The organism is Nonomuraea sp. NPDC049684 (assembly GCF_044465345.1).
In the GTDB taxonomy this organism is placed as follows: Bacteria; Actinomycetota; Actinomycetes; order Streptosporangiales; family Streptosporangiaceae; genus Nonomuraea.
Genome location: NZ_JBITLO010000001.1, coordinates 1,229,564 through 1,243,240, shown reverse-complemented (window position 1 = coordinate 1,243,240; position 13,677 = coordinate 1,229,564). Strand labels below are relative to the sequence as shown.

The following is a 13,677-nucleotide window of genomic DNA, read 5'->3' as shown; positions in this document are numbered from 1 at the left end:
GCGGTGCGCTGATCGCCCGAGACCTAACCCTTGGCTTGCCTTCTGCCAGAAGTTGGCAAGGACGGCGTGCGGAGCCGGGGAATCGCCCGGCGTGGACGTTCTACTACCCCTTGGAAGGTGCGTTCCGCTGGCGGGGGAGTTCGTATGGAAGGCGGCGAGAGGCGAGGATTGTTGTCCCCGATCCTGCTTCTCCTGATCTGGAACCGGCCCAGCCACGGCTACGACCTGATCGACCGGCTGGGGGAGCTGGGCGTGGCGGGGGCGGAGCCCGGCCATGTCTATCGGCTGCTGCGCGCCCTCGAACGCGACCAGTGCCTGGTCTCCTCCTGGACCGCCTCGCGTACGGGACCTCCGCGCAGGAAGTACGAGATCACCGCTTCGGGCCTGAGCGACCTGAAGGCCGCGATGATCCGGCTGCGGGACCTGGGGGACGTCCTGCGCGCCTGCGCGGCTCTGTGGGACGAGGGACAGCGGCCGCCGTCCCATGACGCGGGGCCGTCCCGCTCCCGCGTCGCCTCGCGGCAAGGAGAGGTGGGATGACGCCTGTGTCGCCGGCCTTCGAGCGGCGGGTCGCCCCAGGACGGGCGCTCGCAGGGGAGGCCGCCTCGATCGCCCTGGCGTGCCGGGCCATGGCCCGGCGGTTCGCGTGGGGCGGTCGGCTGCTGGTCTTCGGTGACGGCGGCGCCTCGGCGGACGCCCAGCACGTGGCCGTGGAGTTCGTCCATCCGGTCATCGTCGGCAAGAGGGCCCTGCCCGCCCTCTCCCTCAGTCATGACGCCGCCCGGCTGACCGCCATCGCCGCGACCAGCGGGTTCGAGGAGGTCTACGCCGAGCAGGTGCGCCTGCTGGCCGCCGAGCACGACATGGCGCTCGGGTTCTCCTGGGACGGCGGCTGCGCGGACGTGCTGCGCGGGCTGGAGGCGGCACACGGGCTCGGACTGCTGACCGTCGCGCTCGTGGGCGGAGAAGGCGGGGACGGCGGCGCCGTCGGCCGCAGCCCGGCCGTGAACCATGTCCTCGGCGTCCGGTCCGGCGACCCGTGCGTGGTGCGGGAGATCCACATGACGGTCTACCACCTGCTCTGGGAGCTGGTGCACGTCTTCCTCGACCAGCCGGAGGAGGCCCGATGACCGAGGAGCCGGGGGAGCGGGTGTGCCTGACCTGTTCCGACCTCGCCCTGCCCATGCGCGTGGTCGAGTTGCTCGGAGACGGCCTGGCCATCGCGCAGGGGGCCGCCGGCGGCCCGCAGGAGATCAGCGTGGCCCTGGTCGAGGCCGGGCCGGGTGACGTCGTCCTGGTGCACGCCGGTGAGGCCATCGCGGTGGGAGGGGAGTGCGGATGAGCACGGCGGAAGGCACCGGCGTCGAGGCCCTCTACCCGTCCCTGTACGTCCGGCCCACCGATCCGGATGCCCTGCTGGAGGAGGCGCGCCGCTCCTGCGCGGCCAAGGCGCACGAGATCGTCGCGCTGCGGGAGACGATCGCCGGGCTGCACGGGGAGGAGCTGGCGCGCTGCGCGGCGCGGACGGCGGCGGCCTTCGAGTCCGGCGGGAGGCTGTTCGCCGTCGGCAACGGCGGCAGCGCCACGGACGCGCAGGCGCTGGCCCAGCTCTTCGCCCACCCGCCGCGCGGGCGGGCGCTTGCGGCGACCTGCCTGGCCGCCGACGCCGCCGTCGTCACCGCGCTGTCCAACGACGTCGGCTACGACCTGGCCTTCGCCCGCCAGGTCGCCGCCTTCGCCCGGCCCGGCGACATCGTGGTGGGCCTGTCGACGAGCGGCGGCTCGGCGAACGTGCTGCACGCCTTCGCCGAGGCGCGTCGCCGGGAGGCGCTGACCGTCGGCCTGGCCGGCGGCGACGGCGGGCGGATGGCGGCCGACGGCCTGGCCGATCACCTGTTCGTCGTGCCGTCCCCGTCGGTGCACCGGATCCAGGAGGCCCAGGTGACCCTCTACCACGTCCTGTGGGAGCTGGTGCAGCGGGCGCTGACCGGTGACGGCTGAGCGGCCCGGCCGGCTCCGGATCAGGGTCGAGGGGCTGGTCCAGGGAGTCGGCTTCCGGCCGTTCGTCAGTGGCCTGGCCGGACGGCACGAGCTGGCCGGGTTCGTCGGCAACGATCCGCGCGGCGTGTTCATCGAGGCCCAGGGTGAGCCGTCGGCGCTGCGGGCCTTCGTCGCGGAGCTGGAGCGGCGGGCGCCGCCGTCCGCACTGGTCGAGAGCGTCACCGTGGCGGACGCCGAGCCCGTCGCGGAGTCGGGCTTCCGGATCGTGGCCAGCCGCGGCGAGGGCGCCCGCCAGGTGTGCGTGCCGCCGGACACGGCGCCGTGCGACGCCTGCGCGGCGGAGATCGCCGACCCGGGCGCGCGCCGGCACGGCTACGCCTTCACCAACTGCACGGCCTGCGGGCCCCGCTTCACGATCGTCACGGACCTGCCCTACGACCGGCCCAACACCACGATGGCCCCCTTCGCGATGTGCGCCCGCTGTTCGCGGGAGTACCGAGACCCCGGCGACCGGCGCTTCCACGCCCAGCCGGTGTGCTGCCCCGCGTGCGGACCGTCGCTGCGGCTGCTGGACGCGGACGGCCGGCCGCAACCGGGCGACCCGGTCGGGGTGGCGGCGCTCTGGCTGGCGCGGGGCAGGATCCTGGCGGTCAAGGGCGTGGGCGGGTACCACCTCGCGGCCGTGGCCGGGGACGAACAGGCGGTCGGCGCGCTGCGGGACCGCAAACGCAGGGAGGGCAAGCCGTTCGCGGTGCTGGCCGCCGACCTGGCCGCGGCGCGCGAGCTGGTCCTGCTCACCCCGGCCGCCGAGCGCGTCCTGAGCGGCCCGCGGCGGCCCGTCGTCCTGCTGCCGCGCCGGGGCGGGGCGCCGGTCGCCGAGGCGGTCGCGCCGGGCAACCGGGAGCTGGGGGTGATGCTGCCCGCGACGCCGCTGCACCATCTCCTGGCCGTACGGCTCGGCCGGCCCGCGGTCCTGACCAGCGGAAACCGGTCGGACGAGCCCATCGCGCACCGGGACGACGACGCCCTGGACCGGCTGTCCGGCATCGCCGACGGCTTCCTCGTCCACGACCGGCGCATCCACGTCCGGGCCGACGACTCGGTGGTGCGCCTGTTCCGCGGCCGGGAGCTGCCCGTCCGTCGCTCGCGCGGGTACGTGCCCGCTCCCGTGACGCTGCGACGGCCGCCGTCCCGGCATGTGCTGGCCTGCGGCGGCGAGCTGAAGAACACCTTCTGCCTGGTCAAGGGTCGCCACGCGGTCCTGTCGCAGCACATCGGCGACCTGGAGGGCTACGAGACCCTGCGCTCGTACGCGGAGGGGATCGGCCAATTGAGCCGGCTGTTCGGCGTCCGGCCCCGGCTCGTCGCCCACGACCTGCACCCGGAGTACCTGTCCACCAAGTACGCGTCCGGCCTCGACGGCGTCGAGCTCGTCGGCGTGCAGCACCATCACGCCCACATCGCCTCCTGCCTGGCCGACAATGGCGAGGAGGGCCCGGTGATCGGCGTCGCCCTGGACGGCCTGGGCCTGGGCTCCGACGGCACCCTGTGGGGCGGCGAGCTGCTGGTCGCCGACCTGCGGGGGTTCGAGCGGGCGGGGCACCTGGAGGCGCTGCCCATGCCCGGCGGGGCGGCGGCCGTACGGCAGCCGTGGCGCATGGGCGTGTCCTACCTCGACGCGATCTACGGCGACGCGCCGCCGGACCTGCCGTTCGTCCGGCGGCACCGGGACCGGTGGGCGGCCGTGGCGGCGCTGGCCCGCACCGGGACGAACGCGCCGCTCACGTCGAGCGCGGGCCGGCTGTTCGACGCGGTGGCCGCGATCGCCGGGCTGCGCGACCGGGTGCTCTTCGAGGGGCAGGCGGCGATCGAACTGGAGCAGTTCGCCGAGCCTGGCGAGCGGGCCGCCTACCCGGCGGCGCTGTCCGGCGGGCCGGAGCTGGTCGTGTCCGGGACCGACCTGGTCCGCGGCGCGGTCGAGGACCTGCTGGCGGGCGTGCGGACGCCGCTGGTGGCCGCGCGCTTCCACAACGGCCTGGCCCGTGTCCTGGTGCGGGCGGTGCTGGAGCTGAGCGGACGGACGGGGCTGCGCGAGGTGGCGCTGTCCGGCGGCGTCTTCCAGAACGTCGTCCTGCTGGAGCGGATGGAGGCAGGGCTGCAGGAGGCGGGCCTGCGGGTGCTCCTCCACTCGCGGGTGCCGCCCAACGACGGCGGCCTCAGCCTGGGCCAGGCCGCCGTCGCCGCCGCCCTCGACCACGCCGGATGAACCACGCCGGATGAACCACGCCGGATGAACCACGCCGGATGAAGCGCCGGTCGGCCGCGGCTCAGCAGATGCGCGGCAGCGGGTCCCCGACGAGCATGTCGACGATCCGGGTGCCGCCGAAGGCCGTGTCGAGCAGCACGAGCCCCGCGGGCTCGGCACGCACCCGGCCGACCACGGCCGCCTCCGCGCCGAGAGGATGGCCGCGCAGCGCCTCCAGCGCCCTTCCGGCCTGCTCGCCGTCGACCACGGCGACGAACCGGCCCTCGCAGGCGACGTACAGGGGGTCGATGCCGAGCAGTTCGCAGGCGCCGTTGACCACCGGGCGGACCGGCACCGCCGACTCCTCCACCACGATGCCGAGCCGCGAGGAGCGGGCCAGCTCGTTGAGCACCGTCGCCACCCCTCCGCGCGTGGCGTCCCGCAGCACCCGCACCCCGGGGACGGCGTCGAGCAGCGCGGCGACGACGCCGTTGAGCGGCGCGGTGTCGGAGGCGAGGTCGGCCTCGATGTCCAGCTCCCCACGGGAGATCATGATGGTGACGCCGTGCTCGCCGATCGGCCCCGAGACGATGACGGCGTCGCCCGGCCTGATCGCCGACGGCGTCAGCTCCGTCTCCCGCTCCAGCACGCCCACGCCGGCGGTGGTGACGTAGCATCCGTCCGCCTTGCCGCGTTCCACGACCTTGGTGTCCCCGGTGACCACCTGGACGCCGGCGCGGTCGGCGGCGGCGGCCATCGAGGTGGCGATCCGCCGCAGGTCGGCGACCGGGAAGCCCTCCTCCAGGATGAAGCCGGCCGACAGGTACAGGGGCCGGGCCCCGCAGACGGCCAGGTCGTTGACCGTGCCGTTGACGGCGAGGTCGCCGATGTCGCCGCCGGGGAAGAACAGCGGGAAGACCACGAAGGAGTCCGTGCTGAAGGCCAGCCGCCCGCCCGCCACCCCCAGCACGGCGCCGTCGCCAAGCGGCTCCAGGATCGGGTTGCGGAACGCGTGCACGAACACGGCCTCGACCAGCGTGTGCGAGGCGCTCCCGCCCGCGCCGTGGGCCAGCGTGATGCGCTCCTCCCGCACCCGGGCCCGGCGTCCCCGGGCGCGCTCGATGCGCAGCAGCACCTCTTCCTCGCGGGTCGCCGGGCCGGCGGGCCCGCCCGCCTCGCGGACGGCCCGTTCGGCCCATCCGGCGGTACGCTCGGTCGTCATGCCGTGGTCGCCTCCTTGGCCCGCGTGCGGGTGAACCGGCCGAAGTTGTAGTACGCGGCGCAGGCGCCCTCGGAGGACACCATGCAGGTGCCGATCGGCGTCTCCGGCGTGCACGCGGTTCCGAAGACCTTGCACTCCCAGGGCTTGAGCACGCCCTTGAGCACCTCGCCGCACTGGCACGCCTTCGGGTCGGCCACCCGTACGCCCGGCACCTGGAAGATCCGTTCGGCGTCGTGGGCCGCGTAGGCGTCGCGCAGGCGCAGCGCGGAGTGGGAGATGAAGCCGAGGCCGCGCCACTCGAAGTACGGGCGCAGCTCCATAACCCGGCCGATCGCCTCCAGCGCCCGGCCGTTGCCCTCCCACGGCACCACCCGCGTGTACTGGTTCTCCACCTCGGCCCGCCCCTCGGCGAGTTGCCGCAGCAGCATGTGGATCGACTGCAGCACGTCCAGCGGCTCGAACCCGCAGCAGACGAGCGGCTTGCCGTGCTCCTCGGCGATGAACGCGTACGGCCGGCAGCCGATCACGGTGGAGACGTGGCCCGGCCCGATGAAGCCGTCGAGCCGCAGGTCCGGCGAGTCCAGGATCGCCTTGATCGCCGGAATGATCATGACGTGGTTGCAGAAGACGGAGAAGTTGCCGAGCCCTTCGGCCGCGGCCCGCAGCACGGTCATCGCCGTGGACGGCGCGGTGGTCTCGAAGCCGATCGCCATGAAGACGACCCGGCGGGCGGGGTTCTGGCGGGCGATCCGCAGCGCGTCGAGCGGGGAGTACACCATGCGGATGTCCGCGCCGGCGGCCTTGGCGTCCAGGAAGGAGCCCTCGCCTCCGGGCACCCGCATCATGTCGCCGAACGAGGTCATGATCACGTCCGGTTCGCCGGCGATGGCGATCGCGTCGTCGACGCGTCCCATGGGGATCACGCAGACGGGACAGCCGGGCCCGTGGACGAGGTTCACGTTCGGCGGCAGGTAGTCCTCGACGCCGTGCTTGTAGATCGTGTGGGTGTGCCCGCCGCACACCTCCATGAAGGTGTAGCGGCGGCCGGGCTCGCACAGCTCCGCGATCCGCGCGGCCAGGGCCCGTGCCTTCTGGGCGTCGCGGTACTCGTCGACGAAGCGCATGCCGGCGCCTTTCACGTGATGTCGGATTCCGCGAGCGCCTGGAGCTCGTCGGTGTAGGCGGGGCCGAGGCCGTTCAGCAGCGCCAGCGTCGCCGCGGCCTCGCTCTCGTCGATCCTGGACATCGCGAAGCCCACGTGGACCAGGACCCAGTCACCGGGCCGGACCGGGCCGTCCAGCAGGCCGACGCTGATCGCGCGGCGTACGCCGGCGACCTCGACGGTGGCCAGGTCGGCCCGGTCCGGTAGCAGCTCGACGATCTCTCCGGGGATGCCAAGACACATCGTTCCGGGATCACATCTGCTTGATCTTGATGTAACGCCTCAGCGCCGGGAGTTCCTTCCAGAACATCCCCAGGAGCACCGCCCCGGCCAGCCCGGCCAGCAGCGTCGTACGTGGTCGCCGCATGTCTGTTCTTTCTTTCTCAGCCTGGCGGGAGGTTGGGCATGACAGGCAGGATCGGGTCGTGCTTCTTGGGGCTGATCCCCGTCGAGCGCCGGGCGTCGGCCGTGCCGTCCCGGTGGTGTCCCGCCTGCCGCTCGTACGCGCCGGGCCGGTTGCCCTGCTCGACGCCCTTGACGTGCGCCGTCGCGTCGGGTGCGACGTCGGGCTTGCCCACCTTGATGTGTGCCATGGTGCGGGTCCTACCCCCGGCGATGCCCCGCGTCGTCGAGCTGGGCGAAATACTGCGCGATCTTTGCCCATACCTGATCGCCGCCTGACATACCGGTCCATTCACCTCGTACCAGGGCCATCAGCCGGTAGCAGTCGTCGATCGGGACCAGCCAGCACTCACCGGCCCCCCGTACGCCGTTGACGAGCAGCGCCTCGACCATCGGCCGCATGGTGCTTAGCTCCTCGGCGCGGGCGGCGACCGCCTGCCAGGCCGCGGCGTCCAGGTCGCTGCGGGTGCCGCCCAGCGGGCTCGGGTAGTGCGCGGTGGCCGAGCCGTCGGGCGCGGTGACGAAGAACGCCAGGCTCACGGGGATGCCGAGATCGGCCGGCCGCACCCCGGTCAGCCGCAGCCGCCGTTCGGGCACCCGCAGGAAGCGGCTGTCGCCGTCCCGCTCGAACAGCAGCGCGCACGCCCGGCACGCGCACAGCACCTCCGCCGAACGCGTGTCCACGACGTGCCCGTGCTCGCCCCGGACCGGCGCCTCGCACAGCTCGCAGCGCGCGCCCGCGTCCCGGCGGCGCGCGGTCCGTCTGAGCAGGCGGCCGTGCGCGGTCGTGCTCACGCGGCGCCGCCGGGCCGGACCAGCAGCGCGTCGGCGGGGACGAAGGCGACCGGCGCGGCGCGGCTCACCTCGACCGTCTCCACCTCCGGCGCGACGGCGCGCACCGCCTGCTCGACGGCCAGCCGCACGGGCTCCGACCCGGACGAGCAGCCGCCCGTCAGCCGCACCCGCGCGACGTCGTCCGTCACGTCGGCGAGCCGCGCCTCCACCCCCTGGGCGCGCAGGGCGCCGGCCAGGCCGTCGAGCGCGCGCTCGACCCGCCGCCGGAGCGGTTCGGGATGGATGTCGTGCAGGACCAGCAGGTGGCCGAGCAGCTCGTCGTCGGCCAGGGCGGCGGCGACGGCGGACCCGGCCGGAGCCCGGTCCATGACCCGGGCCAGGGCCTCGCCGTAGACCTCGGCGAGGATGGCGACGGCGTCCAGCGCCGTCTCCGCCGTCGGGCCGGGCGTGCTCTCCAGCCGCCCCAGGGTCTCCTCCAGCCGCTCCAGCAGGCGGGCCACCGCCTGGTCGTCCAGGCGGTCCGGCTCAGCCATGGCTCGCGCCGAACATCGGCGAGTGCAGCTTCTTCACCGTGCGTCCCTTGCCTACGTACATGTGCACGCCGCAGGGCAGGCAGGGGTCGAAGCTGCGCACCGCGCGCATGATGTCGACGCCCTTGAAGTCGTCCGGGCCGTTCTCCTCGAAGATCGGCATGTCCTGGACGGCGTCCTCGTACGGGCCGGGCGTGCCGAAGCTGTCGCGCGGGCTGCCGTTCCAGGGCGTGGGCGGGTATGGGTGGTAGTTGGCGATCTTGCCGTCCCGGATGACCATGTGGTGGGAGAGCACGCCGCGCACCGCCTCGTGGAACCCGACGCCGATGGCCTCCTCCGGCACGGCGAAGTCGGTGAACACCTTGGTGTCCCCGGCGCGCATGCGCTCCATGGCCTGCTCGACGAAGTACACCGCCATGGCCGCGGCGTAGGCCACGAAGTACACCCGGGCCCGGTTGCGTTCCAGAGCGTTGGACCAGGGCGGGATGCGCCACTCCAGGGTCGTCTCCGGCAGGTCGCGGCCCTTCGGCAGCGAGATCTGCACCGACGAGCCCGTCGCCTTCACGTACGGGGTGTCCACGATGCCCGACAGGGCGGTGACGTACAGGCGGGCGAAGGCGCCGCCGCCGGTGTCGAGCGCGAGGTGGTCACCGGTGCGCGGATCGAGCCACCGGGGGCTCATGACCCAGCTGTAGTTGCCCTCGAAGTCGCGTTTCTGCGGCGCGGGCAGGGTCGTCTGGTTCCACGGGTGCCGCATGTCGATCGGGTTGCCGAGCGGGTCGTGGGTGACGAACGGCTCCTCGGCGGTCCAGTCGTCGTAGTACGAGCTGCCGAGCAGGATGCGGATGCCGAGGTTGATGTCGACGAGGTTGTTGGTGACCAGCTCGCCGTCCACCACGATGCCCGGGGTGACGAACATGGCCTTGCCCCAGTCGTTCATCGTCTCGTAGCGGTAGTCGACCACGGCCGGGTCCTGGAAGGCCCCCCAGCAGCCGAGCAGGATCCGGCGGCGGCCGACCTCCTCGTAGCCGGGCAGTGCCTCGTAGAAGAAGTCGAACACGTCGTTGTTCAGCGCGACGGCCTTCTTGACGAAGTCCACCACGCCGAGCAGGCGCGAGAGGTAGTCGGTGAACAACGTCGGTTCCGGCATCGTGCCGACCCCGCCCGGATAGACCGTCGACGGGTGGACGTGCCGGCCCTCCATCAGGCAGAACATCTCCCGCGTGACGCGGCTGATCCGCAGCGCCTCCTTGTAGATGTCGCCCTCGAACGGGTTGAACGCCTCCATGATGTCGGCGATCGTGCGCTTGCCGTGGATCGCCGCCCCGGGCGCCTCGGTGGTCCTGGCCCGCGCCAGCAGCGTCGGGTTGGTCTCCTTGACCATCGCCTCGCAGAAGTCCACGAAGACGAGGTTGTCCTGGAAGATCGTGTGGTCGAACATGTACTCGGCCGCTTCGCCGAGGTTGACGATCCATTCGGCCATCGGCGGCGTCTTGATGCCGTACGCCATGTTCTGGGCGTACATCGAGCAGGTGGTGTGGTTGTCGCCGCAGATGCCGCAGATCCGGCTGGTGATGAAGCCCGCGTCCCTGGGGTCCTTGCCCTTCATGAACACCGAGTAGCCGCGGAACAGCGAGGAGGTGCTGTGGCACTCGGCGACCCGCCGGTTGGCGAAGTCGATCTTCGTGTAGATGCCCAGGTTGCCGATGATGCGTGTGATGGGATCCCACGACATCTCGACGAGCTCTCCCGGTGGTCGCCGGTCGGGCGCTTCCTGCTCGGAGATGGCCATGTGCTGATGTGTCCTCTCTGGCGTCGCGGGCCCTTACGGGCGCCACCGTGGATCGAAGCCGCTGGTCAGCGCGTCCCGGTTGTGCCGCCACCGCGGCTCGGCGTTCGCGGTGTTGTTGGTGATGCCGCGCATGCGGCGGATGAACGCCCCGTAGGGCTTGATCAGCATCGAGGACAGGCTGCTGCCCGGCGGCATGTCCATGAACGGCATGAACTTGTCGGGGAAGCCGGGCATCGTGCAGCCGATGCAGATCCCGCCGACGTTCGGGCAGCCGCCCACCCCGTTCATCCAGCCGCGTTTGGGCACGTTGCAGTTGACGACCGGGCCCCAGCAGCCGACCTTCACCTGGCACTTGGGCGAGTTGTAGTCCTTGGCGAAGTCGGCCTGCTCGTAGTAGGCGGCACGGTCGCAGCCCTCGTGCACGGTCCTGCCGAACAGCCACTGGGGACGCAGCAGCGCGTCCAGCGGCGGCGGCGGCGCCGAACCGGCCGCGTGCTGCAGGACCCAGGTGAGGGTCTCCATGAAGTTCTCCGGCTGCACCGGACAGCCCGGCACGTTGACGATGGGCAGCCCGCCGGCCGACCGGAAGTCCCAGCCCAGGTAGTCGGCCAGGCCCATGCAGCCGGTCGGGTTGCCCGCCATGGCGTGGATGCCGCCGTAGGTGGCGCAGGTCCCGATCGCGACGACCGCCCAGGCGTTGGGGGCGAGCAGGTCGATCCAGGTGTTGAGGGTCATCGGCTCGCCCGTGTCCGGGTCGTTGCCGAACGACGTCCAGTAGCCCTCTCCGTTGATCCTCTCGTTGGGGACAGACCCCTCCAGGACGAAGATGAACGGCTCCAGCTCGCCGCGCGCCGCGGCCCGGAACGGGGCCAGGAAGTCCTCGCCGCCCAACGTCGGGGACAGGACCTTGTTGTGCAGGTGCACCTTCGGCAGCCCGGGCACGAGGCCGGTGACGACGTCCTCGATGGCAGGCTGGGACGCGGCCGTCACGGAGACGGTGTCGCCGTCGCAGCTCATGCCCTCGGAGATCCACAGGATGTGCATCTCGTCGAATCCGCTCTTCTGATCGGCCATGTCACGTCTCTCCTTCACGTCAGCGGCCTGGTCTCCAGCCGGTGCCGGCGGGTCTGTCAGGCGGTTCCGGGAACCGGTTCAAACGTGATCGACTCCACCACGACGCTCTCGTCCGTGATGCTCTCCACGTCCATCCCGCCGCAGCTCCGGCAGGCGAGCAGGTCCGTGGCGGTGCGGGCCTCCTGCTCGGCGCCGCATCCCGCGCAGCGCATCAGGTACGGCACGGTGACGAGTTCGACGGTCGCGTCCTGCACGACCGTGCCCGCGGCGGCCAGGCGGAAGCCCGTGTCGATGACCCGCGGATCCACCGGGTGCCCGCCGACGCGGACGCGCACCGCGTTCACCCGGCGTCCACCGGCCCGTCCCAGCGCGGCCTCCACGATCGCGTCGCACAGCCCCAGTTCATGCATCGGTGGTCTCCTTCTCGATCTTTCCCGCCGCCTCCTGCCAGGCCAGCTCCGCGACGAGGCGGACGGCTCCCTCCACGGCGGCGGCCACCGGTTCGGACAGCTCCATCACCTCGTCCAGGACCGCGGGCCGGCAGCCCACGATCACGACCCGCTCGACGCCGCCGCCGAGGTGGTTCAGCAGCCGGAGCACGGCGTCCGGATGCAGCCCGTGCCCGTCGATCGCCACGTCGCCCCCGGACGGCCGGTCGTCGGCCTCGATGACGGCCAGCGTTCCCGGCGGGCCGTCGAGCGGGACGGCGTCGACCAGGATCAGGGTGTCGTAGCGGCCGTCCAGCAGCTCGTAGGCGAGGTGGACGCCGCGGATGCCGTAGTCGGCGACGTCGGCCGTCGCGGGCAGCTCCGCCCGGTCCAGGCGCCTGACCACCTCGACGCCGAAGCCGTCATCGCCCAGGAACACGTTCCCGATGCCGGCCACGAGCACGTTACGGGAACCACCGGTGCTCATCTCGCCTCCAGGGGCTCGACCTCGTCGAGGGTGAAGTAGCGGTAGCGCCCGTACCAGCGGTTCAGGTCGGCGCCCGGGTCGTCGTCGACGGTGACGGCCAGGTGCCAGGTGTCGTCCACGTCCTGGAGGACGTCCTCGACCAGGCCGGTCCTGCCGTCGAGGAACATGTCCTGGGGGTCGGTGCCCGACCGTCGCGGCCGGAGCCTGACCCGGCTTCCCTTCGAGACCTCCACCCCGGCGACCGTCACGCCGTCCACCGCCGCCGCGGGCCGGCGGGAACGGACCGCGCCGTGCAGCCGTGACAGCGCGGCGGGCGGCATGGAGTCGACGCGGTCGATGATCTCCGCTGCCCGCGCGTCGGTGGCGCGGGCCTCCCGCTTCTCGGCGTCGGTGAGCGTGAGGGTGCGCAGCGACAGGATCTCGTCGATCTCCGTGGCGTCGTGCAGGTCGCCGGGGCTCTCGGGGGCCACGCGCGGGTGGTCGTACAGGATGATCGGGGAGGAGAGCACGACGTCCCGCGCGCCGGGCGTACCGGCCAGCACGGGGAAGGTGCCCGTGTTGACACAGTCGCGGACCGCCGCCGCGGCCCATTCCGGCGGGTCGAGCAGGGAGACGAACGAGCCGCCGCGCGTGGCGAGCAGAGTGTGGCAGCTCAGGAGCGAGGCGCGCAGCGCGTCCTCGCGGGCGGCGTCGGCGGGGGTGGCCGGGTCATCGTTCTCGACGCGGCAGCGCAGGCGCAGCAGCGGGGACGCCGTCGCGCACCGCGTGGCCGAGACGGCTACCGACGCCCGGATCGCCGACCGGCTGACGACGATCCGGCCGCCGTCCAGCGGCCGGATCTCCTCGCCCGCCGGCACGCCGACGGTGATCCGCCGCTCGCCCGCGAGCAGTTCGGCCGTGCCGGCACACAGGTCGAACTCGCGCGGCACGGCCTCGTCGAAGCTCAGTTCCAGCGTGGGCCCGTCGCCCAGGGAGTCGACCGGCTGCCAGGCGCCGTCGGCGTGCCGGCGCTGGACCTGGCGCCGCTGCTGGTGCAGGAAGCGGATCCGCAGCTCGACCGTGGCCTCGCCGTCCGCTTCGAGCAGGCATTCCGTCTGCTGGCACCACGATTCGGCCGAGCCCGCCACGCCCGCGCCGGTGAGCCCCCGGGCCCGTGCCCAGGCGGGCGGCAGCAGCACGCCGAACTGCCATCGGACCCGGTTCTTGCCGGAGGAGCGGCGGTAGGGGTACAGCAGGTACCCCTCGTACAGGATCGCGTCGGCGATCGCACGGACGCTGTCGAAGGTGTCATCCGGACCCACGGTGTCCGGTATAGCAAGAGATGCACACGTACGGTAAGTAAGCTTGTACAGTGTGTGCTGAATCCACCTAGCGTTACCGGCACCGGAGTGGCCACCCCCATCAGGGGCCGGCCCCCTGCTTGTGCCGGTCCTGACCCTGGCCGTTCCGGCCCAGGGCGTGGCGACCGCCGCAGGCGCCGCCGTCTTGCTCGGCACCGCGCTCCTCCTGGCCTCCCCCGCAGTACGGCAACCCCACCGG

General features: G+C 72.7%; 17 protein-coding genes. 5 read left to right on the top strand and 12 right to left on the bottom strand.

All coding sequences use genetic code 11. The features are described 5' to 3' along the window. Window positions 1-144 precede the first annotated feature (144 nt). Genes ACIBST_RS05525 through hypF form a run of 5 tightly spaced genes read left to right on the top strand, consistent with a single transcriptional unit; the run spans window position 145 to window position 4,267 of the window. Complete coding sequence (locus ACIBST_RS05525) at window positions 145-540, top strand: PadR family transcriptional regulator (RefSeq protein WP_397169368.1); 396 nt, start codon at window positions 145-147, stop codon at window positions 538-540. Beyond that, window positions 537-1,130, top strand: coding sequence for an SIS domain-containing protein (locus ACIBST_RS05520; RefSeq protein WP_397159171.1), 594 nt, complete (start codon window positions 537-539; stop codon window positions 1,128-1,130). Before ACIBST_RS05525 ends, ACIBST_RS05520 begins: the two co-directional genes overlap by 4 nt. Then, entirely contained in the window at window positions 1,127-1,342 is a 216-nt protein-coding gene (locus ACIBST_RS05515; protein ID WP_358295829.1) for a HypC/HybG/HupF family hydrogenase formation chaperone, read from the top strand. Before ACIBST_RS05520 ends, ACIBST_RS05515 begins: the two co-directional genes overlap by 4 nt. After that, window positions 1,339-2,001 carry an SIS domain-containing protein gene (locus ACIBST_RS05510; RefSeq protein ID WP_397169366.1) on the top strand — a complete coding sequence of 221 codons (663 nt, stop codon included), beginning with the start codon at window positions 1,339-1,341 and terminating at the stop codon, window positions 1,999-2,001. Before ACIBST_RS05515 ends, ACIBST_RS05510 begins: the two co-directional genes overlap by 4 nt. Next, window positions 1,991-4,267, top strand: coding sequence for a carbamoyltransferase HypF (gene hypF, locus ACIBST_RS05505; protein WP_397169364.1), 2,277 nt, complete (start codon window positions 1,991-1,993; stop codon window positions 4,265-4,267). The genes ACIBST_RS05510 and hypF overlap by 11 nt, the downstream gene beginning before the upstream one ends. Before the next feature lie 61 nt (window positions 4,268-4,328). Here the strand turns inward: hypF and hypE are convergent, their stop codons facing one another. The 12 genes from hypE to ACIBST_RS05445 are packed head-to-tail and all read right to left on the bottom strand — an operon-like array spanning window position 4,329 to window position 13,439. Then, window positions 4,329-5,468 carry a hydrogenase expression/formation protein HypE gene (gene hypE, locus ACIBST_RS05500; RefSeq protein ID WP_397169362.1) on the bottom strand — a complete coding sequence of 380 codons (1,140 nt, stop codon included), beginning with the start codon at window positions 5,466-5,468 and terminating at the stop codon, window positions 4,329-4,331. Then, a complete protein-coding gene (gene hypD, locus ACIBST_RS05495; protein ID WP_397169361.1) occupies window positions 5,465-6,592 on the bottom strand; it encodes a hydrogenase formation protein HypD in 1,128 nt (375 codons plus the stop codon). Before hypD ends, hypE begins: the two co-directional genes overlap by 4 nt. 11 nt (window positions 6,593-6,603) lie before the next feature. Next, window positions 6,604-6,873, bottom strand: a complete 270-nt coding sequence (locus tag ACIBST_RS05490) for a HypC/HybG/HupF family hydrogenase formation chaperone (protein ID WP_357707649.1) — start codon at window positions 6,871-6,873, stop codon at window positions 6,604-6,606. 10 nt (window positions 6,874-6,883) lie between these two features. After that, window positions 6,884-6,997: a DUF6893 family small protein gene (locus ACIBST_RS05485; protein ID WP_397044786.1), complete on the bottom strand. Its 114-nt coding sequence runs from the start codon at window positions 6,995-6,997 to the stop codon at window positions 6,884-6,886. A gap of 16 nt (window positions 6,998-7,013) precedes the next feature. Continuing rightward, on the bottom strand, window positions 7,014-7,223 hold the full coding sequence (locus ACIBST_RS05480; protein WP_397169357.1) for a hypothetical protein: 210 nt from the start codon (window positions 7,221-7,223) through the stop codon (window positions 7,014-7,016). Window positions 7,224-7,233: 10 nt separating this feature from the next. Next, the gene (locus ACIBST_RS05475) at window positions 7,234-7,827 is read right to left on the bottom strand and encodes a DUF5947 family protein (protein ID WP_397169356.1); all 594 of its coding nucleotides are present in this window, start codon (window positions 7,825-7,827) and stop codon (window positions 7,234-7,236) included. Continuing rightward, window positions 7,824-8,360 (bottom strand): NifU family protein, encoded by a 537-nt coding sequence (locus tag ACIBST_RS05470; protein ID WP_397169354.1) that lies wholly within the window; start codon window positions 8,358-8,360, stop codon window positions 7,824-7,826. Before ACIBST_RS05470 ends, ACIBST_RS05475 begins: the two co-directional genes overlap by 4 nt. Further along, window positions 8,353-10,149, bottom strand: a complete 1,797-nt coding sequence (locus ACIBST_RS05465) for a nickel-dependent hydrogenase large subunit (RefSeq protein WP_397169352.1) — start codon at window positions 10,147-10,149, stop codon at window positions 8,353-8,355. The genes ACIBST_RS05470 and ACIBST_RS05465 overlap by 8 nt, the downstream gene beginning before the upstream one ends. A 33-nt stretch (window positions 10,150-10,182) precedes the next feature. Next, the gene (locus ACIBST_RS05460) at window positions 10,183-11,223 is read right to left on the bottom strand and encodes a hydrogenase expression protein HypE (RefSeq protein ID WP_358295853.1); all 1,041 of its coding nucleotides are present in this window, start codon (window positions 11,221-11,223) and stop codon (window positions 10,183-10,185) included. A 56-nt stretch (window positions 11,224-11,279) separates the two neighbouring features. Beyond that, complete coding sequence (locus tag ACIBST_RS05455; RefSeq protein WP_397169351.1) at window positions 11,280-11,633, bottom strand: hydrogenase maturation nickel metallochaperone HypA; 354 nt, start codon at window positions 11,631-11,633, stop codon at window positions 11,280-11,282. Further along, the gene (locus tag ACIBST_RS05450) at window positions 11,626-12,138 is read right to left on the bottom strand and encodes a hydrogenase maturation protease (protein ID WP_397159198.1); all 513 of its coding nucleotides are present in this window, start codon (window positions 12,136-12,138) and stop codon (window positions 11,626-11,628) included. The genes ACIBST_RS05455 and ACIBST_RS05450 overlap by 8 nt, the downstream gene beginning before the upstream one ends. Continuing rightward, window positions 12,135-13,439, bottom strand: a complete 1,305-nt coding sequence (locus tag ACIBST_RS05445) for a hypothetical protein (protein WP_397169349.1) — start codon at window positions 13,437-13,439, stop codon at window positions 12,135-12,137. The genes ACIBST_RS05450 and ACIBST_RS05445 overlap by 4 nt, the downstream gene beginning before the upstream one ends. Between the last annotated feature and the right edge of the window lie 238 nt (window positions 13,440-13,677).